This window comes from Ureibacillus sinduriensis BLB-1 = JCM 15800 (genome assembly GCF_000772955.1).
Lineage (GTDB): Bacteria > Bacillota > Bacilli > Bacillales_A > Planococcaceae > Ureibacillus > Ureibacillus sinduriensis.
The window spans coordinates 54727-78020 of record NZ_JPVO01000040.1; the positions used below are offsets into that span (position 1 = coordinate 54727).

Annotated in this window: 17 protein-coding genes and 1 riboswitch; of the genes, 14 read left to right on the forward strand and 3 right to left on the reverse strand. The window is 39.9% G+C overall.

Features of this window, described 5'->3' with window-relative positions:
• Positions 1-158: 158 nt before the first annotated feature.
• The 8 genes from CD33_RS03455 (at position 159) to CD33_RS03490 (ending at position 12667) form a co-directional block, all read left to right on the forward strand.
• Entirely contained in the window at positions 159-1043 is an 885-nt protein-coding gene (locus CD33_RS03455) for a LysR family transcriptional regulator (RefSeq protein WP_036198295.1), read from the forward strand.
• A 42-nt stretch (positions 1044-1085) separates the two neighbouring features.
• Entirely contained in the window at positions 1086-1961 is an 876-nt protein-coding gene (locus CD33_RS03460) for a tetratricopeptide repeat protein (RefSeq protein ID WP_052129963.1), read from the forward strand.
• A gap of 251 nt (positions 1962-2212) precedes the next feature.
• Entirely contained in the window at positions 2213-3613 is a 1401-nt protein-coding gene (gene hemG / locus CD33_RS03465; RefSeq protein WP_036198296.1) for a protoporphyrinogen oxidase, read from the forward strand.
• Positions 3614-3696: 83 nt separating this feature from the next.
• A riboswitch (SAM riboswitch) is annotated at positions 3697-3795 on the forward strand.
• A gap of 177 nt (positions 3796-3972) precedes the next feature.
• Entirely contained in the window at positions 3973-5820 is a 1848-nt protein-coding gene (locus CD33_RS03470; protein ID WP_036198304.1) for a bifunctional homocysteine S-methyltransferase/methylenetetrahydrofolate reductase, read from the forward strand.
• Positions 5813-9244, forward strand: coding sequence for a methionine synthase (gene metH / locus CD33_RS03475; RefSeq protein ID WP_036198306.1), 3432 nt, complete (start codon positions 5813-5815; stop codon positions 9242-9244). The genes CD33_RS03470 and metH overlap by 8 nt, the downstream gene beginning before the upstream one ends.
• A gap of 296 nt (positions 9245-9540) precedes the next feature.
• A complete protein-coding gene (desA, locus tag CD33_RS03480) occupies positions 9541-10569 on the forward strand; it encodes a Delta(5) desaturase DesA (RefSeq protein ID WP_036198342.1) in 1029 nt (342 codons plus the stop codon).
• A 360-nt stretch (positions 10570-10929) separates the two neighbouring features.
• The gene (locus CD33_RS03485) at positions 10930-12057 is read left to right on the forward strand and encodes a sensor histidine kinase (RefSeq protein WP_176400130.1); all 1128 of its coding nucleotides are present in this window, start codon (positions 10930-10932) and stop codon (positions 12055-12057) included.
• 1 nt (position 12058) lies between these two features.
• On the forward strand, positions 12059-12667 hold the full coding sequence (locus CD33_RS03490) for a response regulator transcription factor (RefSeq protein ID WP_036198307.1): 609 nt from the start codon (positions 12059-12061) through the stop codon (positions 12665-12667).
• 152 nt (positions 12668-12819) lie between these two features.
• Here the strand turns inward: CD33_RS03490 and CD33_RS03495 are convergent, their stop codons facing one another.
• The 3 genes from CD33_RS03495 to CD33_RS03505 form a co-directional block, all read right to left on the reverse strand.
• Positions 12820-13797 carry a proline dehydrogenase family protein gene (locus CD33_RS03495; RefSeq protein ID WP_036198308.1) on the reverse strand — a complete coding sequence of 326 codons (978 nt, stop codon included), beginning with the start codon at positions 13795-13797 and terminating at the stop codon, positions 12820-12822.
• Between the two features lie 87 nt (positions 13798-13884).
• Positions 13885-14643 (reverse strand): ABC transporter permease, encoded by a 759-nt coding sequence (locus CD33_RS03500; protein WP_036198313.1) that lies wholly within the window; start codon positions 14641-14643, stop codon positions 13885-13887.
• On the reverse strand, positions 14640-15374 hold the full coding sequence (locus tag CD33_RS03505) for an ABC transporter ATP-binding protein (protein WP_036198316.1): 735 nt from the start codon (positions 15372-15374) through the stop codon (positions 14640-14642). The genes CD33_RS03500 and CD33_RS03505 overlap by 4 nt, the downstream gene beginning before the upstream one ends.
• A 619-nt stretch (positions 15375-15993) precedes the next feature.
• On the opposite strand from CD33_RS03505, the gene CD33_RS03510 reads away from it, so the two are divergent.
• From CD33_RS03510 to CD33_RS03535, 6 genes are all read left to right on the forward strand, one after another.
• Positions 15994-17463, forward strand: coding sequence for a nicotinate phosphoribosyltransferase (locus CD33_RS03510; protein ID WP_036198318.1), 1470 nt, complete (start codon positions 15994-15996; stop codon positions 17461-17463).
• A 15-nt stretch (positions 17464-17478) separates the two neighbouring features.
• Positions 17479-18306, forward strand: a complete 828-nt coding sequence (gene nadE / locus CD33_RS03515; protein ID WP_036198319.1) for an NAD(+) synthase — start codon at positions 17479-17481, stop codon at positions 18304-18306.
• Positions 18307-18423: 117 nt separating this feature from the next.
• The gene (locus CD33_RS03520) at positions 18424-18759 is read left to right on the forward strand and encodes a hypothetical protein (protein WP_036198320.1); all 336 of its coding nucleotides are present in this window, start codon (positions 18424-18426) and stop codon (positions 18757-18759) included.
• A 192-nt stretch (positions 18760-18951) separates the two neighbouring features.
• Positions 18952-19896, forward strand: coding sequence for an AAA family ATPase (locus CD33_RS03525; RefSeq protein WP_036198321.1), 945 nt, complete (start codon positions 18952-18954; stop codon positions 19894-19896).
• Positions 19893-21083 carry a DUF58 domain-containing protein gene (locus CD33_RS03530; RefSeq protein WP_036198322.1) on the forward strand — a complete coding sequence of 397 codons (1191 nt, stop codon included), beginning with the start codon at positions 19893-19895 and terminating at the stop codon, positions 21081-21083. The genes CD33_RS03525 and CD33_RS03530 overlap by 4 nt, the downstream gene beginning before the upstream one ends.
• Complete coding sequence (locus CD33_RS03535) at positions 21080-23278, forward strand: transglutaminase-like domain-containing protein (protein WP_036198323.1); 2199 nt, start codon at positions 21080-21082, stop codon at positions 23276-23278. Before CD33_RS03530 ends, CD33_RS03535 begins: the two co-directional genes overlap by 4 nt.
• Positions 23279-23294: the final 16 nt, after the last annotated feature.

A 23294-nucleotide genomic window follows, 5' to 3' on the forward strand; every position in this document is an offset into this window, starting at 1 on the left:
AATATTCGAAATTTTTATATGAAGTATTGTTTTTATTATTTATATTTGATATGCAAACTTAATATCTAAGCTTATTATAGTGTTAACAATACATAAGTACAATTTATTGTTTTTATCATTTTCATTCCAAATAGTTATCAATTAAAGAGGGGGATAAAATGGAAATCCAACAGCTTGAATATTTTAAAATCGTTGCAGAAATGCAGCATATGACACATGCAGCTGAACAGTTAAATATTTCACAGCCAGCCCTTAGCAAGTCGATTTCCAATATTGAGCTGGAAATCGGTGTTCCATTATTCGATAGGCAAGGGAGATCGATTAGCCTCAATCGTTACGGCAAACTCTTTTTAGCAAGTGCCAATGCAATTTTACATGAATATGAAAAGGCGAAAGCGGAAATCAGCAGTCTTGTCAAGCCTGGATACGGTGATGTGGCTTTTGGCTTTATTCATACTCTTGGGATGGAAGTGGTTCCCGAATTAATGGCCCATGTTCCCGAAAAATATCCCAATATGAAGTTTACACTAACTCAAGCTGCTTCCTATAACCTTTTAAAATGGCTTGAGGAAGGACAGGTTGATTTATGTTTATCCCAACGCATCGAGTCAAAAACAATCAATATCGAATGGATTGAGCTATGGAGCGAGGAGTTATTTGTGATTGTTCCAAAGAATCACCGTTTTGCCGATCGTGAAACAATCAAACTCGAAGAAATAAAGGACGAACCTTTTATTTCGATCAAACGGGGAAATGCTTTGCGTCAAATTGTGGATAAATTTTTTAAGGAAGCCGGAATAACAACAAATATTACATTTGCCGGTGAAGAAATGCATACCGTTGCCGGTTTCGTTGGAGCGGGGCTGGGTGTTTCTCTTATTCCCAATATTAAGGGATTGAATGAGTATAATGTTTGCAAAATTCGTGTAAGTGAGCCGATTTGCGAAAGGAAGATAGGTGTTTCGTGGGCTGGGGGCCGATATTTATCACCTGCTGCCGTCCAGTTTAAAGAGTATTTAGTGGAGTACTTTAAGGAAAAATAAAAATATATTTTTTAAAAAAACATTGTAAAAGGTGAAGAGGCCATGCTTTACGACCGTGAGTTATTTAAGAAATTACTGAATGACCATACTGAAACTTTTAATGCCGAAGAAATGGATGAAGCATTAAATCTGTTTAACCTTGCTTTAGATGGCAATGATCGAGCCATGCTTGAAATTGCCTACTTATATAGGGCGATGGAAAATTATAATGATTCTGTGCATTGGTTGAAGGAAGCTGTACATCGAGGAAATAATGCTGCCATGTTCGAATTGGGTAATTGTTATTTTGAAGGGCTCGGGATAGATGAAAACTATGAACAAGCACTTCTTTACTATAAAAAGGCGGCAGAAAACGGTCATGCTGATAGTGCCAATAACTTGGCAGACATGTACTTGAATGGTGAGGGAGTGACCTTTGATGCAAAGACAGCCCTTTATTGGTTCAAGATTGCCGCCTCTCAAAATGTAGTGGAAGCGATGTTTACCCTGGGCATCATGTGTGAGCAAGGAATCGGCATGGAACCTGATGAAGAAAGTGCCTTCCGCTATTACTTGCAATCCGCAAACGGTGGGTACGAGGATGCACAATATCGAGTGGGGACAATTTTTCTGGATGGGCTGCTTGGACAAGAAAGGAATATCGGGCATGCTTTACAGTGGTTTGAAAAAGCAGCACAAAGGCATCATATCGACTCTATTTATAATCTGGGCTTTTTATATGAGAATGGATTGGGTATCCCCCGTAACGGGAAGAAGGCGCTCCATTATTACAAAAGGGCGGCGCTGCTTGGCGATTACCAATCAAAATTGAACATTGCCAGTATTTATGAGCTTGGTATCGACGTTCCGAAAAATCGAAAAGAAGCAGCAAAATGGCGTAATGTAGCAATGCACCAAATGCAACCAATGGAGGAATAGAACTGTTTCCTCATCAAGCGTCCTACAAATAGTGATACAAGGCTCCTTTTCTTTCTATTAGAAAAAGAGCCTTTTTTATGGTCTATGTGCAATTTAAAAAACCCCAATGAATGGAAGGAGTATTATTTAGCTTTCTGTTACGAAGCAATGCATCATTGTTGTACGAATTTTGTAATAGAACTGACAGGTACTTTTACAGAAAAAAGTTTATACTAGAGAGGCAGATAGAATGAACGGTTAGGAGTGTCTTTATGAAAACAGTAGTTGTCGTAGGTGGGGGAATAACAGGATTATGCACCCTGCATTATTTGAAACGTCAAGCACCGGGCGATGAGCCCGTTAGATACATATTAGCAGAAAAAAACGGGTACCTCGGCGGTAAAATGCACACAGTCAATGCATCGGGCTTTATTATGGAAACAGGGGCCGATTCCATAGTTGCACGTCATCCAAATGTTCTGGAATTGGTAAGAGAACTCGACTTCGAACAGGAATTAGTTTATAACGAAACGGGTATTTCTTATATCCATACGAATAATCAATTGCATGCGATTCCAGCGGGATCTACATTTGGCATCCCAATGAACGTGGAATCATTGCAGGCAAGCACTCTGATTTCCGAAGAAGGTAAACAGCGTGTATTGGAAGATGCGCAAATCCCCAATGATCGGTTTACAAAGAATAGCTCGATAGGCGACTTCTTGGAGTACTTTTTAGGGAAAGAGATTGTTCAAAAGCAAATCGCCCCAGTCCTTGCAGGGGTATACTCAGGCGACTTATACCAGTTATCTTTGGCATCCACCCTCCCTTACCTGGTGGATTATAAAAATGATTATGGCAGCATCATGAAAGGATTTGAAGCAAATAAGGAGCAATTTGATAAGGCAGCCAATAAAAAATTTATTTCATTTCGAAATGGACTTTCTGCCCTGATAAATCGTCTTGAGGAGCTTCTACCGGATATTGAATTTTACAAAAATACCGAAACAACAAGTGTGAAGAGGAAAGGTGATCTTTACGAAGTGTGCTTTTCAGATGGAAAGATGGTTCACGCAGATGTTGTTGTACTGGCAGTCCCTAATAACGTTGTTCAAAAAGTATTAAAGGATGGGGACATGGATTCAAACTTAAGCAAGTTCTCAAATGCATCAGCTTTAACGATATATCTGGGCTTCGACCTTCCCGATTCTGTTTTGCCCGCAGATGGAACTGGTTTTATTGTATCGCATAATAGTGATCTGGTTTGCAATGCATCAACATGGACGAGCCGGAAATGGAAGCATACTTCGTCTAACGGCAATTTGCTAGTAAGACTATTTTATAAAAATTCGAATCCCCGATATGAAGAGTTGGCGGCGATGACCGATGAAGAGTTGGCAAAAGTTGCATTGGAAGATGTGAAACTAAGTCTTGATATTGAGGAAAAGCCCATTGTTGTTCATGTAGCCAAATGGATAAATATGATGCCAAAATATGACTTAGCACATAAGGAAGCATTGGACACTTTACTAGATGATTTACATTCGAAATACCCTAATTTATATATTGCAGGCAGCTCCTATTTTGGGGTAGGAATCGGGGCTTGTATAGAAAATGGAAAAAATACAGCGGATAAAGTCTTAAGAAGTCTTGCCTCAATGGAAAATAAATAAGTGTCTAAAAAGTCAGAAAACATATTGACGAAACTTATGTTTACAGATATGATACACTTTGACGTACTAAAAACTAAATAAAACTCTTATCAAGAGAAGCAGAGGGACTGGCCCGATGAAGCTTCAGCAACCAACGGAATGTAAGGTGCTAAATCCAGCTGGCGTAAGCCGAAAGATGAGAAGGATATCATAAAGATTACAGAAGCCTTCTTTTCAAAAAAAGAAGGCTTTTTATTTTTAACAATGTAAAAGGATTTATGCTTGTTGAGCGGATCTTTTAATCTGGGACTTATAAAGACTATGTTTCGTACACTTAACTTACTGAAAATTACGAAAATATAATTAGGGAGATGGGATAGATGGGATTTCTTGAAGCGTTAAAAACACAAGTATTGACAGCCGATGGAGCAATGGGAACATTATTGTATGCGTATGGCCTTGATAATTGCCATGAAGAAATGAATATTATTAAACCTGACTTGATTGAAAAAATACATCTCGAATATATCACTGCGGGAGCGGACGTCATTCAAACAAATACATACGGGGCAAATGCTATTAAACTCGCACGCTATGGTCTGCAGGATAGAGTAACGGAAATTAACGAGGTAGCTGTTTCCCTCGCAAAAAAAGCGGTGGGGACAGGAAACCAGTTTGTTTTGGGGTCGATCGGGGCAGTGCGTGGTGTCCGTAAAAGTGACGTGACACTTGATGAGATTCTGACGGCTATTAAAGAGCAAGCAAAAGTTATAATTGATGGAAAAGTGGATGGGCTTTTACTTGAAACCTATTATGATTTTGAAGAGTTAACTGAAACAGTTAAAATGCTTCGCGAAGAAACCTCATTACCCATCGTCGCCCAAGTATCGATGCATGATCCGGGAATTTTAATCAATGGCATGAGTTTAAATGATGCTCTTAAGCAGCTTGAAAAACTGGGGGCTGATATCGTCGGGGTCAATTGTCGATTAGGCCCCCATCATACGATTCAAGCATTCGAGGGCGTTGAATTGCCGGAAAATGCGTTTTTATCTGCATACCCAAACGCGTCTTTACTAGATATCGAAGAAGGCCGTGTCATTTACGAATCAGAAATTGATTACTTTGCAAGAGCGGCTGTACAGCTTCGAAACCAAGGGGCACGGCTAATTGGTGGGTGTTGCGGAACAACGCCAAAGCATATCGAAGCTGCGAAAAAACGGCTACAGTATATGCAACCGATCTCAGTTAAGAAAGCGAAAGTACAAAAGGAAATCTTCATCCAGGAGGCGGATCCTACTATTTTGGAGCCTCTTCACGAAAAGGTAAAGCGTGAACGTTCTGTCATTGTGGAATTGGATACACCAAGACATTTAGAGATTGAGGCATTCGTGGAAGGTGCAAAAACTTTGTACAGTGAAGGTGCGGACATTATTATGATGGCTGACAATTCATTGGCATCCCCGCGAGTTAGCAATATTGCGATGGGTTCAATTTTGAAGCTGCAGCATGGTATCCGAACAATGCCCCATATTACATGCCGAGATCGAAATTTGATCGGATTGCAATCGCACTTAATGGGATTAAACGCACTTGGCTTGCATGATATTTTAACGGTGACCGGAGACCCGACAAAAGTAGGTGATTTTCCTGGAGCAACAAGTGTTTATGATGTCTCTTCCCTGGAGTTGATTTCGTTGATTAAACAATTAAATGACGGAATTTCTTTCTCGGGGAAACCGTTGCGCAAAAAATCAAACTTCTCTATTGCTGCGGCATTTAATCCGAATGTCCGGGTACTTGAACGGGCAGTGGCGAGACTGGAAAAGAAAATTGAGCATGGTGCAGACTATTTTATTTCTCAACCGGTTTATACGAGCGAAAAAATTATAGAAATCCATGAAGCAACGAAGCATCTTTCAGCACCAATTTATATAGGAATTATGCCCTTAACTAGTTTCCGCAGTGCAGAATTTTTACATCATGAAGTACCTGGCATAAAACTTTCCGAAGAAGTGTTGAATAGAATGGAATCTTGCGGTGGTGATTCAGAGAAAGAGACGGCTGAGGGAATTGCCATTGCAAAAGAGCTGCTCAACACTGCTGCAAAATACTTTAACGGTATTTATTTAATCACGCCATTTATTAGATACGAGATGACAATAAAACTAATGCAATATATCAATCAACTTGATGAGCAAAACAAAGGGGTAAAGGCGAATGTATAACCATCCGGTAGAAGAACAACTACAAGAACGAATATTGATTATCGATGGTGCAATGGGAACGATGCTGCAGGAGGAAAATCTATCGGCTGATGATTTCGGTGGGGAAGAATTGGATGGGTGTAATGAGCACTTAGTTTTAACGCGTCCAGATATTCTGTCGAAGATTCATCGGGCTTATTTGGAAGCCGGGGCGGATATTATTTGCACCAATACATTCGGGGCGACGCCTCTAGTATTGAACGAATATGGAATCGGTTCAAAAGCGGAAGAAATCAACAAGCGTGCTGTTGAACTGGCGTTATCAGCCGTACAAGATTACTCAACGGAAAATTGGCCGCGCTTTGTTGCGGGGGCGATTGGACCAACGACAAAAACCTTATCTGTGACAGGTGGAATATCGTTCGATGAACTTTCCGAGAACTTCTTTGTGCAGGCAAAAGCACTAATCGAGGCAGGCGCGCATCTCCTGTTACTTGAAACAAGCCAGGATATGCTGAATGTAAAAGCCGCGTCCCTGGCTATAAACCGTGCATTCCAAGAAACAGGGAAGCAAATCCCGATCATGCTTTCGGCTACAATCGAGCCGATGGGAACGACTCTTGCAGGTCAAACGATTGATGCGTTCTATATATCGATCGAGCATATAAAACCGTTATCGATTGGTTTAAACTGTGCGACGGGACCCGAATTTATGACTGACCATATTCGATCGTTATCCGAATTATCAACAAGTTACATAAGTTGTTATCCGAATGCTGGTTTACCCGATGAAGAAGGGCATTACCATGAAACGCCGGATTCTTTATCGATTAAATTGAGGGGCTTTGCGGAAAAAGGTTGGTTAAACATTGTTGGGGGTTGCTGCGGTACAACACCGGCCCATATAAAAGCGATACGTGAAGCGGTAGAAGGCTATAAACCGAGACCGATTCCATCCGCTACACATGGGCATGTCGTATCTGGAATTGAACCTTTACTGTACGATGATTCCATGCGTCCGTTATTTATCGGTGAAAGGACGAATGTCATTGGTTCACGTAAATTCAAGCAGCTTATTATCGATGGAAAATTTGAAGAAGCGGCGGAGATTGCAAGGGCACAGGTGAAAAATGGGGCGCATGTCATTGATATTTGCTTGGCAAATCCAGATCGCGATGAATTGGATGATATGAGAAATTTTATGCAAGAGGTAGTAAAGAAGGTAAAAGTACCTCTTGTCATCGATTCAACAGACGAAAAAGTAATCGAAGAAGCACTGAAATATTCTCAAGGAAAAGCCATTATTAATTCCATTAACTTGGAGGATGGAGAAGAGCGATTTGATGCAGTGATGCCGATAGTCAAAAAATACGGGGCATCGGTTGTGGTTGGGACAATAGATGAAAAAGGAATGGCTGTAGACCGCAACAGGAAGCTTGAGGTAGCAATTAGGTCCTATCAATTATTGACAGAGAAGTGGGGGCTGGCTCCGGAAGATATTATTTTCGATCCCCTTGTTTTCCCTGTAGGCACGGGTGATGAACAATACATTGGGGCAGCCGAAGAAACGATAGAAGGGATTCGCCTGATTAAAGAAAAATACCCAAATGTATTGACCGTACTGGGTGTGAGCAATGTTTCCTTCGGGTTGCCGCCGGTGGGGCGGGAAGTTTTGAATGCGGTGTACTTATATCATTGCACACAAGCTGGATTAGACTATGCCATCGTCAATACAGAAAAATTGGAACGATTTGCATCCATTCCTGATGAGGAAATTAAATTAGCGAATGATTTAATATTTAATACGAATGATGAAACATTGGCCATGTTTACAGACTTCTATCGGGATAAGAAAAAAGAAAAATCTGTCGCAAATATTCCGGATACGGTAGAAGAAAGACTTGCATATTACATTATTGAAGGAACTAAAGAAGGGTTAATACCTGACTTAGAGGAAGCTAGGAACATTTTTGAAACACCTCTGGATATTATCAACGGACCGTTGATGAAAGGCATGGCCGAAGTAGGTCGTTTGTTTAACGATAATCAATTAATCGTAGCCGAAGTGTTGCAAAGTGCCGGCGTCATGAAAGCGGCTGTTGCCCACCTCGAACAATACATGGAAAAGAATGAAGAGAGTTCAGGGAAAGGCAAAGTTGTTTTGGCCACCGTTAAAGGCGATGTTCACGATATCGGGAAAAACCTTGTGGACATCATTTTAAGTAATAATGGATTCAAAGTAGTAGATCTGGGGATCAAAGTAACACCTGCTGAGCTAATTGAAGCGATCCGAAAAGAACAGCCTGATTTTATTGGATTATCTGGCTTGCTCGTTAAGTCTGCGCAGCAAATGGTGATAACAGCACAGGACTTCAAAGAAGTAGGTATTGATGTACCGATTCTAGTCGGTGGAGCTGCATTATCGAAACGTTTTACAGAAACAAAGATTGCCGCTCAATACGATGGCCCTGTTATCTACTCCAAGGATGCGATGCAAGGACTCGATCATGCAAATCGTTTAATGAATCCAACCGAACGTAGCTTACTTATCCAAGAGCTGCGCGATTCGCAGGAAAAAAGACTTTTGGCTGATGAAAAACGTGCGGCAAGACCACAAAAAGCTGCGGTGGAAAAGCAAGTCAAAACAGTGAATGATGCGCAAGTGCGTATTCCGAAAGATTTAATGCAACATATTAAACGGAATTATTCGGTTTCTCACTTGCATCCTTATGTGAATATGAGAACACTCATTGGCCATCATCTAGGGCTAAAAGGAAATGTGGAAAAGCTTCTGGCTGAAAAGGATAAAAGAGCTACAGAGCTGCATGAATTAGTAAATGATTACCTGAAATCTGATTTATTGACACCTTCGGGGATGTATCAATTTTTCCCTGCCCAGGCCGATGGGGATGATGTGGTAATTTATAGCCCGGAAGATCAAAAACGCGAGATTGAAAGATTCCATTTCCCGAGGCAGAAAGAGGCGCCATATCTTTGTTTGGCCGATTTCCTGAAAACGGTGGAAAGTGGCGAGATGGACTATGTTGCCTTGATGGTCGTTACGGCAGGTCATGGGGTCAAAAGTGTTGCCGATCAATTAAAAAATGATGGGAAGTTTTTAGAAAGTCATAGCCTATTAGCAACAGCCTTGGAGCTTGCAGAAGGATTTGCGGAGAGACTTCACCAAGAAATCCGGGATGTGTGGGGCTTCCCGGATCCGACTGATTTCACGATGAGGGAACGTTTTGCTGCGAAATACCAAGGACAACGATTTTCCTTTGGATACCCGGCTTGCCCTAACTTGGAAGATCAAGAAAAGTTATTTAAACTGCTTAAACCTGAACAAATCGGTGTTCAACTAACGGAAGGCTTTATGATGGAACCGGAAGCGAGTGTCTCGGCAATTGTTTTTGCGCACCCTGATGCACGTTATTTTAATGTTTGATTATAGTTTATAAATGGAAAGTGGAGGAAAAACTTGATGTGTTTTTTCTCCACTTTTTTTGTTTAGACAGAATGGGAACCGGATATAACAAAAGAGAAAGTTATCAAATGGAGTAAAAGTTATTTATCCCTATAAAGATTTTGAAATCTGCTAATAATAACATTACCCCAATCAAGTACCTAGTCATATGACATTTGTAATGAAATAATCATGATGTTTGCTCCTACTAGCCAAGAAATTTTTTTTTTACAATGTAATTAGTAACAAGACGAAGAAAGAGGGTATGGAAATTGGCTATGACTGATGCTGAAAAAACAAAGCAGTTACGTAAAGACGTAGCACCATTTGCAAAATCACAGTTAAAAGTTAGTGTATTACAAATAATAAACACGATTATTCCACTTCTAGCCATTTGGGGTGCAGGCTACTATTTACTACAATTTTCTCCTTGGTTTACTGTAATATGCAGTATTCTTGCTTCAGGTTTTGTAGTGCGGACATTTATAATCTTCCATGATTGTACACATGGATCATTTTTTAAAAATAAAACAGCGAATGCGATAATCGGGAATATTACAGGTATACTAACATCATTCCCGTACGAAAAATGGAAACGGGAGCACATGATTCACCATGCTTCTAGTTCGAACCTCGATAAAAGAGGAATTGGCGATATTGATATGTTAACGGTTGAAGAGTATTTGCAAAAGTCTAAACTTGGTCGATTGGGATATCGTTTGTACCGCAACCCAATCGTGATGTTTGGATTAGGGCCATTATACTTGGTGCTGGTGGCGAACCGATTAAACCGCAAAGATGCTAAAAGAAAAGAACGAATGAATACGTATTTTACAAATATAGCATTACTGACTATCTGTGTCTCACTAATATTGCTGACAGGATGGCAAACGTTCCTGCTCGTGCATGGTATTACAATATTTTTATCGGGTGCATTAGGTATTTGGTTATTCTACATCCAACATACGTATGAAGATTCGTATTTTGAATACGAAACAGACTGGGATTATGTGAAAGCGGCAGTGGAGGGAAGTTCTTATTATAAGTTGCCGAAAGTCTTGCAGTGGGTTACGGGGAACATCGGTTTCCATCACGTCCATCATTTGGCTCCACGCGTACCGAATTATAACTTGGAAGCTGCACATGAATCGATTCCTCCTCTGCAAAATGCAACGACGATTACTTTAAAAACAAGTGTGGAATCTATTCGTTATAAGCTTTATGACGCAGAGAATAAAAAATTTGTTTCTTTTAAAGAAATTGAACGGTCTTTGCGCATCAAAAACGGCAAATCTATTCAGGCTTAAGAGATTTTTGGAAGAAATGCATTGGGGTGTCTTGCGTATAAATCACGGTGTTGCCTTTTTGGTGCACCGTGATTTTGTTATAATAAGACGGAATAATTCTAATCCATGACAGACTGTTGACAAACGCTTCCATCCTGCGTTGGTTGTCTCGTTCGTCCTCTCATGAACATATTGTTCTATTCGGATCTTCACTCGCCTGCCCAGCGTTTTCAAGACAGTCTGGGTAATCTTTCTTTAAAGGGAATAGCCTAAAAAAACGTGTAGACAAAGTCGATGATCGACTTTGTCTACACTCTGGGACGGATTAATTCTAATCCATCTATGATTGAGTAGAAAAATAAAAGAAGTGTGAGGAATGACATGCAAAGCTGGTATACGATATTACCAAAAAATCCGTGGATCAGTATTTATGTTTGGATTATTTTTTGTATAATGCCATTCTATTTTATTATCCGGTCTTTATCAATATTGGAAATTTCGATAGGTATTGTATTAATATTACTTTTCTTGCTATCGCATTATTTTTCATTTAATTCAAAAAGTGCTTTGTTGTACATGTGGATTAGCTTTGAAATGGTATTAAATATAGCGATGACACTAATGTTTGGATATGTCTACTTATCATTATTTACCGCATTCTTCATTGGAAATTTCAGAAATACTGTAGGTTTCTTTATCATGTATGGTTTACATATCGGATTTACGATTCTTTCTATCGTTGCGGGCTATTTTATTGACTTGGATTTATTTCTATCGCAAACACCGTATATCATCATTACGGTTGTCGGGGTAGTATTATTGCCATTCACATTATACAGCAAAAATAGAAGGGAAAAGCTGCAGGGACAGCTTGAAACGGCTAATGAACGGATTGCTGAATTGATTATTCATGAAGAACGGCAAAGAATTGCGAGAGATTTGCATGATACATTAGGACAAAAGCTCTCAATGATTGGCCTGAAAAGTGATTTAGCTAGCAGGCTTGTAACGAAGAATCCGGAAGCAGCCATGCAAGAAATAAGAGAGATTCGTCAGACAGCAAGTATCGCATTGAAAGAAGTTCGGGAACTAGTGTCCGATATGCGTGCTGTCAAGCTTCAAGAGGAATTAGCGAGGGTGAAGCAAATTTTGGAAGCGGCTGAAATTGACTATGAAATAGAAGGAATTAGCGAGGGCTTACAGCTTCCGGTTTTAGTGGAGAGTGTGTTAAGTATGAGCTTGAAAGAAGCGATTACAAATGTAGTGAAGCATAGTAATGCGAAAAAGTGTACCGTAATAATAGAAAAAGATAACGATGAGGTGCTCTTGACAGTTTACGATAATGGGAATGGATTTAATGAAAAACTGAACATCGCAGGAAACGGATTAAAGGGAATGAGAGAACGTTTGGAATTTATTAACGGCTCGGTCCAAATTGAGAGCAAAAATGGCACCAAGCTTTCAATCACTGTTCCACTTGCCATTACACATCAGAAGGGAAGTGAGTGATATGATTCGAATTGTTATAGCTGAAGACCAGGGAATGCTTCTTGGTGCGATGAAATCACTACTTAATATGGAAGATGATATGGAAGTAGTCGGGATTGCAAAAAATGGTGAAGAAGCAATCGGGTTAGTGAATGAACTGAAGCCGGATATTTGTATTATGGATATCGAAATGCCGGTAAAAACGGGATTGGATGCAGCGGAGAGTTTGCAGAGCAATACAGATTGCAAGATTATTATTTTGACGACATTTGCAAGACCGGGCTATTTTGAAAGGGCCAGAAAAGCAGGTGTGCGAGGTTATTTATTAAAAGATAGCCCTATTGAAGAATTGGTGAATTCGATTCGAGTCATCATGGATGGGCGCCGAATGTATGCGCCGGAGCTTGTAGATTTTGTTTATGAGGATGATAGTGAGAATCCGCTGACAGAACGGGAAAGCCAAGTCCTCGAGTTGGTGGCCGAAGGGAAAACAACGAAAGAAATCGCGGAGGAGCTCTTTTTATCTGCCGGTACTGTTCGGAATTATATATCGACAATTTTGGATAAACTTGGGGTAGGTAACCGAATTGAAGCCATCTCAAGATTCAAAGAAAAGGGTTGGAACAAATAAACATAAGGTATTACCTCTCTATATCGCTAGATAGGAAATAGAACCGAAAATACCATTAGAAAAGAGGCTGCCGGAGCAGCCTCTTTTTGTGTCCGCTTAGGGTGGAGAGATAGTGCCTCTTCAAATGCGGAGTGTTTAACATAAACGAAATTTTATCTTGATTTTTTTGTCAGGCGGCCTAATACAAATGCAGCGGCAGCTACTCCCAGAACCGTATTTGTTTTCTTAGTGAAAACTTGTTTAGTCACAAGGTTCAGGTTTTGAGGGCGCTCAGCTAAGCGACGCATAAAGTAGCCGTACCAGTCATTGCCAAATGGCACATACGTACAGAAATTATAGCCTTCTTTAGCTAATTCCAATTGCATTTCTTTTCGGAAGCCGTAAAGCATTTGGAATTCAAATTTATCGTTAGGGATATTATGATCTTTCACAAATTGCTTAACATGGTTTATAACATTATGATCGTGTGTTGCGATGGATGTAAATTTACCATGCAGTAAATGATATTCAATTAATTCAATGAAGTTTAAATCAATATCATTTTTATCTTGATATGCCACTTCTGCCGGTTCTTTGTAAGCTCCCTTAACTATACGCAAACGGTAGTTTTTATACTTCTCAATATTCTCCTGGGCATTGAAGAAATAAGCTTGAATTACAGTACCGACATTATCGTACACTTGTGAAATTGTATCCAGCAAATCAAATGATGGCTGTAGACGATCGTAGTTTTCCATATCGAAGTTGACATGAATTTTGTATTCATGCGCTTTCCCTACGATTTCCATTAAGTTATCGTAACAAAAATCGTAGTCGATATCTAAGCCAAGTTGAGATGGCTTAAGTGAGATATGAGCATCCACATCGTTTTCATGAATAGCTTCAATGACTTCAAGGATGCGTTCTTTTGCTTTTGTAGCTTCGGACTTTTCATAAACGAATTCACCCAAGTTATCTACAGTACAAGAAATACCTTGAGCGTTTAATTCTTTCATGCTCTGGATTACTTCCGGAATGTTAGTGCCTGCTACTACACTTTGTGCTCCCATTTTCAAACCATATTTTTGTGCAGCGCTATTTAAGAATTGGTTCTCAGATAAAGCGATGAAGAAATCACGTAATACTGGCATTATTGGTACCTCATTTCTATTTTTGCAATTATTATATCACACAAAAAAATAATAATATTAAATTGGGAAAAGTACAAATTTTCTAAATTATGTTGCGGAATGTTTTATTAATTGCATGCGTTCATTGAATAATGTTGGGTAGCTTAAAAAACCAACTAAAACACTCGACAAAGCTGCTGTTGTCAGCAGGGCAAAAATGATCAGTAGTTGGAATTTTACGGCTTGCACCGGGTCTGCACCGCCGATAATCTGCCCACTCATCATTCCGGGTAGCTGTACTAATCCGATCGTTTTTTGACTTTCTATCGTTGGGATCATGCTCGCTCGAATCGCGTTTAATAGCTGGCGTTGGACCGCTTGTTTTGGAGTTCCGCCCAATGACAGGATAAGCTCAATCTGGTCGCGGCTCGATTCAATTTCTGCAGTAAAACGGTTCAGAAAAAGAATCGATAACACCATCGAATTTCCGATTAGCATGCCACTTATTGGAATGATGTATTGAGCGGTAGCCGGTACAATTTTGAACCCTAGAAGAATTCCTTGTGTAACAGACTCAACAATTATAAGGGTGAGCGCAAGTTTCCATGTGATTCCTTTAATAGCTTTCCCTTTTTTTCGAGCATTTAACGTAGCGGTCAAAATCATTAATGAAATCATCAGAACGATATAAATAAAGCTTTGGGCATCGAAAACAAATTTTAATAGATAGCCGACTGCCAGTAATTGAATGATGGAACGTATCGTGGCAATGGCAGTATCCTTTTGCAGACCTAGCTTGAGTGTTTTCGAAAGGACGAGTGGAATCAAGACGAAAAGTAATGTCAGAGAGAGTGTCGTATAAGTCATTTGTTGTGTACTCCTTTAGTAAAAAGTTGAACTTGTTCTTTTACGGAAGTACTTAAAATACTGCTATGACCACTTTCTAACAATTTCCCTTCCATCATGATCCAAGTAAAATCGCCCAATCTCTTTGCCTGTTCGATATTATGTGTAATCCAAATAATTGTTACTCCGGATTCTTTATTGATTCTTGAAATAAGTTGCTCTATCTCGCTTACGGAGGCGGGATCGAGTGCGGATGTTATTTCGTCCAAAAGAAGTATTTTTGGTTTGTTAACTAGAGAACGAGCGATCGAAATCTTTTGCTTTTGCCCACCTGATAAATCTTCGGCTTGACGATATAAAAAAGTATGGTCAAGACCTACAACTTCTAAAAATAAAACCGCTTCTTTTTCGGTAAACTCTTTCCCTTGCAGTGTGGATGGAAGAGCGATATTTTCATAAACCGTCCCATGAATGAATGGTGCGTTTTGTAGTACGATTCCGATGTTTTTTCGTAGAACTGTTGGATGGACCGAATCAATAGGGGTGGATTCGATGAATATTTCACCGGACGTGGGAGTGATCAGTGCGTTGCACATTTTTAATAAAGTGGACTTCCCGGCGCCGGATGGTCCGACAAGAGTGGTGATTTTTCCTTTGTAGAAGGAACCGCTAATATTAGCCAAAATGGGGGATTTACCCATTTCAAGAGAGATATTCTCGAATCTAATGGCTGAAGTGTAGGTGTGTTTCATGTTTTTTCTCCTATTTGGTTTTAAGCATAGCTATATTATAACGCCAGCTTTCAGTCGGACAAAATAAGATTTATAGAAATAAAAAAGCTAACTCGTATGATTTGGGGGCACGAGTTAGCTGAAAATGATTGATAACTAGCTTGCAAAGGGGGCAAGTCTCGTTATCGGCATCGGGAAAATTAAAGACTTCCCGAAAGGCAAAAGTTTAGGAGGGGGAATTACGGTACCATTCCTAATACAATTGTCTTTATGTTATTATAAGTTACATAATAATATAGGATTGAAGGGAAATCAATAGAAATACCGGTTTGTTTGTTAGGAAAAGTGACATTAAATTATATTTAGTCACATAAGTACGATAATTTTTGCAAAAGAAGCATTGGATTTTGAAGGATTGCAACTTTGATTTGCCGAGATGATCCATCTTGGAAAAAGTTGTCTTGGGGTGTAATGCTTCATGATTGGAGAAGGGGAAGGGGCTTTGATGGAGACTGTCGAATCTGAATAATTGTTGGGAAAAGTAGATAGACTTAATTTTTTGAGCAAGTCTTGTTTTTCTACTTTACTGTTAAATAGTGTATAATGTGACTAATTATGAAACTGGAAGAAGGGGCATTATATGAAATCAAATTATGCTGACGATAGCTTAACTTTACACACGGATTTATATCAAATCAATATGGCAGAGAGCTATTGGGCGGATGGCGTCCATAATCGAAAAGCTGTTTTTGAGTTATATTTTAGAAAGCTACCTTTTGGAAACGGATATGCAGTATTTGCAGGGTTGGAAAGAATTTTGCAGTATCTGGAAAAATTCCACTTTTCGGAAAGCGATATTGCATTTTTATCGGAAGAATTAAACTACAAAGAAGATTTTATCGAGTATTTAAGGAAATTAACTTTTACCGGTTCTGTTTATTCAATGAAAGAAGGGGAAATTGTATTTGCAAATGAACCTCTTCTACGTATTGAAGCACCTCTTGTTGAAGCACAGTTGGTTGAAACGGCCCTGTTAAACATTGTAAATTATCAGACTTTGATAGCGACGAAGGCAAGTCGCATCAAACAAATCATTAAAAACGAAAGCGCGGCGGAATTCGGTTCCCGCAGAGCGCAGGAAATGGATGCGGCGATTTGGGGTTCGAGAGCTGCGATTATTGGCGGCTTTGATTCCACTTCGAATGTTCGAGCGGGCAAACTTTTTGATATCCCTGTTTCAGGTACGCATGCCCATTCCATGGTGCAAGCTTACCGGAATGAGTATGAAGCATTTCACGCATACGCAAAACGACATAAAGATTGCGTATTCTTGGTAGATACCTATAATACATTAAAGTCAGGTGTTCCGAATGCCATTCGTGTAGCAAAGGAATTAGGAGATAAAATTAACTTTGTTGGTATTCGGTTGGACAGTGGGGATATTGCGTTTCTATCCAAAGAAGCACGGCGAATGCTGGACGAAGCAGGCTTTCAAAACGCCAAAATTATCGTATCGAATGATCTGGATGAATACACAATCTTAAATTTAAAAGCGCAAGGTGCAAAGGTGGATTCTTTCGGTATCGGTACAAAACTAATTACTGCTTACGATCAACCGGCATTGGGTGCGGTCTATAAGTTGGTCTCGATTGAAAACGAATCAGGTGAGATGAAAGACACAATTAAAATAACAGCCAATGCAGAGAAAGTGTCCACCCCGGGGCTAAAGGAAGTTTATCGCATAGTGAACAGGGAAAATGGTAAAGCGGAAGGCGATTATATAGTAATGGCTGACGAGAACCCTCAGGATGAGGAGCGTATTAAAATGTTCCATCCCGTTCATACATTTATCTCTAAATTTGTAACGAATTTTGAAGCAAGACAACTGCATACCCAAGTAGTGGACGGAGGAAAAGTGGTTTACAAGAGTCCTTCCGTTCAGGAAATGAAGCAGTATGCCGCAGATAACTTAGAATTACTGTGGGATGAGTATAAACGCTCTTTGAATCCTGAAGAGTATCCGGTCGACTTAAGTAAAAAGTGTTGGGATAACAAAATGCGGAATATTGAAGAAGTTCGCAATATGGTCCATGATATCGAAAATCAGTAAAGGAGTGACTTCTCAATGCAAGATTTGCAAAAACAAATTATAGAAGATTTGAAAGTGCTGCCTGAGATTGACGTGGAAGAAGAGATTCGGAAATCTGTTGACTTTTTAAAGGAATACGCGAGAAGACATGCTTTTTTGAATAGTTTCGTCATTGGTATTAGTGGAGGTCAAGACTCCACGTTGGTTGGAAAATTGATCCAAATTGCTGTCGATGAGCTCAATGAGGAAAACGGGGAGCAGAAGTACTCGCATATTGCGGTTCGTTTACCTTATGGTATCCAAGCGGATGAGGCGGACTGTCAAGACGCTCTTGATTTTATTCAACCGACAAAAGTATTGGAAGTAAATATCAAAGGGGCAGTTGATGCAAGTGTTACTTCTTTGGAAGAAGCAGGAATTCGCTTGAGCGATTTTGCAAAAGGAAATGAAAAAGCTCGCGAGCGAATGAAAGTTCAATATTCTATAGCAGCCATGAATAATGGGGTAGTGGTGGGAACCGACCATGCAGCAGAAGCTTTGACAGGGTTTTACACAAAATATGGTGATGGTGGAGTAGATTTAGTGCCCATATACCGTTTGAACAAGCGGCAAGGTAGACAAATTTTGTCTCACTTAGGATGTCCGGAGCATTTATATTTGAAAATCCCTACAGCAGACTTGGAAGAGGATCGCCCGGCATTACCGGATGAAACGGCGCTTGGCGTTACGTATGATGTGGTCGATGATTATCTGGAAGGCAAAGAAGTGCCGGAAGCTGCCAAAAACGTTATAGAAGGGCATTATCTAAAAACGCAACATAAACGTCACTTACCAATCACAATTTTTGACGACTTTTGGAAGTAATGGGAAACTTGATATAAATATGTTCATAGAGCACACCTATTCCGCGCCATGTGGATTTAATTATTGTATAATTCATGCTGATTTCACTGAATGATGGAGAAATGGAGGTAAGTGCGAGTGCGGACATCTCGAGTTGTAGAAACAACAAATAGTATTTTTCGTAATTCAAGGCAATATTTGCATTCAAATGAGCAAATTTTTCGGGTTATGCAAGAAAGTGAACTCAGTCAGTTTGTTGGTGGGCAAGGAAACCGAAAAAGAAAAAAGCAACAAGAGAAAAGCCATACACCGCGTAAGCCTGGAACGGATTCGAACGCCGAAGCTGTTCCTGGCATGCATTATGATGCATTGTCAATTTCTTCATTGCAAAATTATCTGTTAAAACATTCCGAGAAGATTGAAAGGGCAAGAAGGAAAATATCTTGCATTCGAGCTTACCGATCATCAATTTAAACTTTTAATGCCTCAACTAATTGTTGGGGCATTTTTTTTTTCTTTATTGGAAGGAGGGATTCATATTGTTGTAAATTTTTAGGTAAATTTACCGATGCGATTAATTGGCTTCAATCCTGTTTTTGGTTTATGCTTTATGTATAATGTGTGTAAATTCTGACTATTGTTGGAGACGTTGGAGGAATGGTGATTATGCATAAACAAGTGGAAGCGATAATTGAAAATATAGAAAAAGTAATGATTGGGAAAAGGGAAGTAGCTGAATTGAGTGTTGTGGCTCTATTATCGGGCGGACATGTTCTGTTGGAGGATGTGCCAGGGGTTGGAAAAACCATGATGGTAAAAGCGTTGGCGAAGTCTGTTAGCGCAGAATTTAAACGTATCCAATTTACGCCTGATTTACTCCCCTCGGATGTAATCGGTGTTTCGATATACAATCCGAAGATTCTCCAGTTTGAATTTCGCCCAGGACCGATTGTAGGAAATATCATCCTGGCAGATGAAATCAATCGTACATCTCCTAAAACACAGTCTGCTCTTCTTGAAAGTATGGAAGAGGCCTCGGTCACAATTGATGGGGAAACATTGCAAATTGCCCGGCCGTTTTTCGTTATGGCAACACAAAACCCGATTGAATACGAAGGTACATATCCGTTGCCGGAAGCGCAATTAGATCGTTTTTTACTGAAAATAAAAATGGGTTATCCTACTGCGCAAGAAGAGGTGGAGGTTTTGCGCCGTGCGGCAAATGATGAACCGATCGTTCATTTAACGCCAGTCATTTCAATCGATGAACTTCTCGAACTTCAAAGAGAAGTGAGAAATGTCTATCTTGAAGATTCGGTTAAAAGTTATATCGTGCAACTGGCGAGGGCGACGCGAACTGTAAGTGAAGTATATTTGGGTGTGAGCCCACGTGCATCTATCGCATTGATGAAAGCGGCTCAAGCATATGCCAAAATGCAGGACCGCGATTATGTGAAACCGGATGATGTACAATATTTAGCGCCTTTTGTATTTGGGCATCGCATTATTTTGAAACCTGAGGCGAGATATGAAGGGGTAACGACGGAAGAAATAGTCAATCGAATCATCAATAAATCGGTTATTCCGATTAAAAGGTATGCGGAACAATGAAAAAGCTGAAAGCGTATCTGCGTGGAGGTGGCCAGTTTATCATCATCCTCTCCCTTGCAGTGATTACATTTTGTTATGCAATGTTTCAAGGTGGATTTGTCAGCTGGTTTGTATTCTATTGCATAACGCCGTTTTTGCTTTATTCCGTACTCTTATCATTTGCTCCCATCAAAATAGATGAAATCCAAAGGGTCATCACTCCCTCTACACTTCAACGTGGCGATTCTGTAAAAGTATCAGTTACCTTTCGCAATAAGACCTGGATCCCACTAATATTTATGATTGTAGAAGAAGTGGGGAGTGATGGTCATTCAATGAAGTCTCAGGGGAATTTCAACCAAATTTATTTCGTTGGTTGGAAGCGTAAGTTCGAATGGTCTTATGAATTGGACAACTTAAAGCGAGGAAAAATGCAATTTCAAGGTATTCAATGTACCTTTACGGATTTTTTTGGATGGACAGTCCGTACGAAGAGGATAGTGGAAAATAGATCAATCGTTATCTGGCCCAAACGAACTGCGATCAAATATAAACCTATGCAAATGCAATTTGAGCATGGTGGGGCAGTCTCTCAGTTTTCGATCATGAAGGATACTTCGATGGTAACTGGAGTCAGAGATTATCAATCGGGGGATAAGTATTCTTGGATTCATTGGAAGTCGTTCGCAAAAAATGAGACTTTGCGGACGAAGGAATTTGAAGATCGACAGACTCAAGAAATCATCCTTGCAATCGACCAATCCACGGCTAAGAACTTCGAATACGTTGTTGATTTAACAGCTTCCATCCTGCAAAGTGTCATCGAAAATCATGGTGACATTTCTTTTTTATCGACAGGCGAAAAAAGGAAAACCTTTCCGAAGCTTAAATCCCGGAGTGGCCTGGAAAAAGTGATGCAGCACTTGGCTGTCGTCGAACCGAATTCAAAACAAACAATCGATTCAATTCTTGCTAAAGAAATGGAATTTATAAGTTCTGCGACCCTGCTTCTTGTGACTGGTGAGCTTTCTAAAGAATTGAGAGATTTCTTTGCAAATAGTTCAAAATTTGCGCGGGGGATTGTATGTTTTGTCATCTCTGAAAAGAGTGAAAAGGTGGAGAGACGCCAAATTATATCAAATGTAAAGGTAATTTATATTCCGGTCGATCAATTTGAAAATGCGTTCACGGAGGTGATGAAACCGTGAAAAACAACTCATTTAGTTTAATAGAATTGTCGATTTACTATATTGTTGTGTTCTTTATTTTGCGTGAGTGGCTTGTACCGGTTATGGATCTAACAAAAACGGGCTATATGGAACTGATTTTATTATTCATAGCCTTATCCCTTGTTATTAGTTTATTTCGCTTAAACTTCATTGTTTCTTCGTTTGTAAAGATTGCTTATATAGTATGGTTTATCGTCTTCGTTTACGGCGGGGTATTCGTGCTGTCTGCTGAAGGAATCGATTTTTTATTTAATGATCTTCAAACGAATTTATCTGCGCTTATGCGAGCGGATTGGATGAATATTACCGATTCGTTCCGGACATTTTTGTTCTTTATTTTAATCTGGATGTTAATTTATTTGATTCATCACTGGATTGTGGTGCGGATGAATGTTTTCTATTTTCTCTTGTTGACTGTATTTTTTGTCGGAACACTCGATACGTTTACGGAATATGAGGGCTCTTTTGCAATCGTGAGGATTATGGTGCTTGGTTTAGTGATGACCGTCTTTTTGCTTATTAAACGTTTATTCAACCAGGCCAATATTAAGTTGGATATAGTGAAATATTTAAAACTGGCTGTCCCGGTTGTTGTGTTGGTGGTTGCTGTAAGTAGTATAGCGTATTTCCTGCCTAAATCACCTCCCCAATGGCCAGATCCTGTTCCGTTTATTAAATCCGCCGCGGGTCAAGGCGGGGGCGAAGTGAATAAGGGAGGTGTCAAAAAGGTAGGGTATGGTGAAAATGATAGTGAACTAGGGGGATCTTTCATTGCTGATGATACCGTTGTATTTTTAGCAGAGGCATCTACAAAGCAATATTGGCGTGTGGAGACAAAGGATGTTTACACGTCGAAAGGCTGGGAAGATTCGGGTTATTCCCAAGGTGAGCTGAAATCATTTGGTCCTGGGGAAACGATACAGTATTCGTTGCCTAGAGGGCCGGAAGAAGATACGAAGAGCGCCTCAATCCAAGTGATGTACCCGTATGATTTTATCATCCAGCCCTATGGGTTGAAATCTGTTGACGCATCATACTCCGAGAACTCAAATTTTGAGTTTGTAATGGCAATGGATACCGAGAAAATTATGCCCTATACATTCCAAGCCCCGACTACTTTGCAAGAGTATTCGGTTAATTACAGTAAGCCTGTTTATTTATATAGCTCATTGAAAAATCCAACCGAAGAGATCGATCCGAAGATTGCCGAGCGGTATTTACAACTGCCAAAAACATTGCCCGAAAGAGTGAGAGATTTAGCGGCAGACATTGTTGGGGGTAGAGAAACGCCATATGACAAGGCACGTGCAATCGAAATGTATTTTAAACAGAATGGATTTCGATATGATACGGATAATGTGGCCACTCCTTCGGAAGGGCAAGATTATGTAGATCAATTTTTATTTGAAACGAAGGTTGGCTACTGCGACAATTTCTCAACTTCGATGGTTGTGTTATTGCGATCGGCTGGAATCCCGGCGAGATGGGTAAAAGGTTTTGCTGGTGGTGACGTAATTGACAACGATGGGTCGACGAGTACCTATCAAATCACAAATAATGATGCGCATTCCTGGGTCGAGGCTTATATTCCGAGTGTTGGCTGGATCAACTTTGAACCGACGATAGGATTCAACAGTTCGCGTTCGATTGATTATGATTTGCAAACCGATGCTTACCAAGAGGATGTCTTGGTGATCGAAGAGGAAACCGAACCGGATGAAGTGGTGGAAGAGCAACCTGAAACACAACAAACAGCCGCTCAAGGGAATTCATTCTCCAAGAATATATCCCATTTCTTTGAACAAAATAAGTTTATCCTTGTTATTTTGCTTTTGGCAATCGTCGTTAGTCTGTTTGTTCTTTATGGAGTACGCAGGAAGTGGATGCCGAAAGTTTACGGCGCTTTATATAGAAGGAGAGGCTTTGATGAATCAACTTTTGAATCAGCTTTCTTGCAATTGTTGAAGCTGCTTGAATTGAAAGGTTTCAAGCGGAAAAATGGACAAACGTTGCAGACTTTCGCAAAAGAAATGGATGCGTATTTTGAGACGAGTCATATGTCCAAGTTAACAAAGTGCTATGAACAAACAATTTATTCAGATAATGCTTCTAAAGTAGATATAACTCAGATGAAAGAAAGTTGGGAATATTTAATCAATCGGATAACTAGTTGATTTTAGCTTATACAAA